The sequence below is a fragment of the Paenibacillus forsythiae T98 genome (assembly GCF_000520735.1).
In the GTDB taxonomy this organism is placed as follows: Bacteria; Bacillota; Bacilli; order Paenibacillales; family Paenibacillaceae; genus Paenibacillus_AQ; species Paenibacillus_AQ forsythiae.
This window is the reverse complement of sequence record NZ_ASSC01000025.1, coordinates 1-2072: the sequence shown is the minus strand read 5'-3', so window position 1 is coordinate 2072 and position 2072 is coordinate 1. Positions and strand designations below refer to the sequence as shown.

The following is a 2072-nucleotide window of genomic DNA, read 5'->3' as shown; positions in this document are numbered from 1 at the left end:
CGCAGGCGCCGATGGAGACGCTGCCGCCCGTCCGGCATTCCGGGCTGCATCTGTCGGAACTGCCGCGCATCCCCGAAATCGAGGTGGAGAGCGGCCGTTCCGAATATCTGATCGACGTGACGCCGATCCGGGGCACGATCGCTTCGCGGATGCGCCAGAGCGTCTCGGAAATTCCGCACGCCTGGACGATGATCGAGGTGGACGTGACGAACCTTGTGCTGCTGCGCAACAAGCTGAAGGACGAATTCAAGCGCAGAGAAGGGATCAACCTGACCTATCTCGCCTTCTTGATGAAGGCCGTCGTCAGCGCGATCAAGGATTACCCGATTATGAATTCCGTCTGGGCGGTTGACAAAATCATCGTCAAACGGGACATCAATATATCGCTCGCGGTTGGCACCGAGGATTCGGTCTGGACTCCGGTAATCAAGAAGGCCGACCAGAAGAACGTGGCGGGCCTTGCCCGTGAAATCGAAGAGCTGGCGATGAAGACGCGGGAAGGCAAGCTGCGCGTGGAGGACATGCAAGGCGGAACCTTCACTGTCAACAATACCGGCTCGTTCGGCTCGATTCTGTCTTATCCGATCATCAATTATCCGCAGGCGGCTATCCTGACCTTTGAATCGATTGTGAAAAAGCCTGTCGTCATCAACGACATGATCGCCGTCCGTTCGATGGCCAACATTTGCCTGTCGCTGGACCACCGGATTCTCGACGGCGTGATCTGCGGCCGCTTCCTGCAGCGGGTCAAGGATAATATCGAGAGCTACAGCATGGATACGAACGTTTATTAACCGCTGGAACAGGGACAAATCCGGCTTCGCAGCCATCAAGGGCAAAGGAGATGTTTAAGCATGGACAGCACAGAACCCCGGAAGCTGGAAATATCCTATTTTCCCATGATCGAATACAGCGAGGCCTGGGATATGCAAAAAGAGTCGGTCCGCGCCATTGACGCCGGAGAGCGCCCGGAGCGGCTGATTCTGCTGCAACACCCGCCAACCTATACGATCGGGTCGCAGAACCATCCCGAGCATCTTCTGCTGAACGCCGAGCAGCTGCGTGAAGAGGGAATCGCCTTGTTTGAAATCGACCGCGGCGGGGATATTACCTATCACGGTCCGGGACAGCTGGTCGGTTATCCGCTGCTAACCATCGGCGAGCAGGGCAGAGTCGACCTGCACGGGTATCTGCGGTCGCTGGAGCAGGTCATTATCGATTACCTTGCCGCCTTCGGCATCGAGGGCGGCAGAAAGCCGGAATATACGGGAGTTTGGGTAGGCGATGTGAAGATTTGCGCCATCGGCGTGAAATTCAATAAGAGCCGTTCGCGCAAGGGGTTCCTGACCAGTCACGGCTTCGCCTTCAACATTCGGCAGGGCATTGCGGAGGAGGGCTTCCGGGGAATTGTTCCCTGCGGGATTTCACAGTACGGCGTTACGTCGCTGGAGGAATGCACGGGCCGCCGGTTCGAAGTCGAAGAGGTCGCCGCAGCGCTTGTTCCCTATTTTCTGAAGCAATTCCCTTACGGGAGAATCGTGTCGGATTGGGCGAGGGCCACGTCCGGACAATAAAGGAAGCACAGCGAAGCAGCGGCCCGGAGCATCCAAGGCCGCTGCATTAACAAGCGGGAAAGCCGCTATGGGTTCATCATCCGGCGAGAAACGGCTCGATAACCATCATTAGTGTGGAAGCGACCATCGCGATCAGCATGACATAAATAAAGACGCGGAACCATTTTTGACGTTGCATGTGTGACTCCTTTGGATTTAGTTTAAGTTTAGGGCATACAGCGCGTTTGCCGGTGAGCCGGCTACAACTTCTTATTGTAACGTATACTTGAAAGCGAGGGAAGTCCAGTGATAGCACAAGACCGATTGATCCGGGAGTTTATGGAGCTTGTCCGAATCGACAGCGAGACGAAGAATGAACGGAACATCGCCGACCACCTTATCGCCAAATTCAAGGACCTTGGACTGGAAGCCGTAGAAGATGAATCACAGGCGAGAACCGGGCACGGCGCGGGCAATCTGATTGTGACCTGGCCTGCGGAGAATGCGGAAGCGGGCGCG

3 protein-coding genes and 1 pseudogene are annotated in these 2072 nt (G+C 56.2%); 3 read left to right on the top strand and 1 reads right to left on the bottom strand.

Annotated features, from left to right (window positions below):
* Both L692_RS0101030 and lipB read left to right on the top strand, forming a co-directional pair.
* The coding region (locus tag L692_RS0101030) for a dihydrolipoamide acetyltransferase family protein (RefSeq protein ID WP_025696387.1) at window positions 1-794 on the top strand (794 nt) is incomplete at its 5' end.
* A gap of 60 nt (window positions 795-854) precedes the next feature.
* The gene (lipB, locus tag L692_RS0101025; protein WP_025696385.1) at window positions 855-1574 is read left to right on the top strand and encodes a lipoyl(octanoyl) transferase LipB; all 720 of its coding nucleotides are present in this window, start codon (window positions 855-857) and stop codon (window positions 1572-1574) included.
* A gap of 76 nt (window positions 1575-1650) precedes the next feature.
* Here lipB and prli42 read toward each other — a convergent pair whose 3' ends face one another.
* Complete coding sequence (gene prli42, locus L692_RS31570) at window positions 1651-1752, bottom strand: stressosome-associated protein Prli42 (protein ID WP_156940268.1); 102 nt, start codon at window positions 1750-1752, stop codon at window positions 1651-1653.
* A 107-nt stretch (window positions 1753-1859) separates the two neighbouring features.
* Between prli42 and L692_RS27485 the strand changes: the two are divergent.
* Window positions 1860-2072: pseudogene (locus L692_RS27485) on the top strand (hypothetical protein); the annotation flags it as partial.

What these genes read in the sequence shown, in the direction of transcription:
- lipB (WP_025696385.1), top strand. Translation starts at nt 855, where the DNA reads ATGGACAGCACAGAACCCCGGAAGCTGGAAATATCCTATTTTCCCATG.
- prli42 (WP_156940268.1), bottom strand. Translation starts at nt 1,752, where the DNA reads ATGCAACGTCAAAAATGGTTCCGCGTCTTTATTTATGTCATGCTGATC.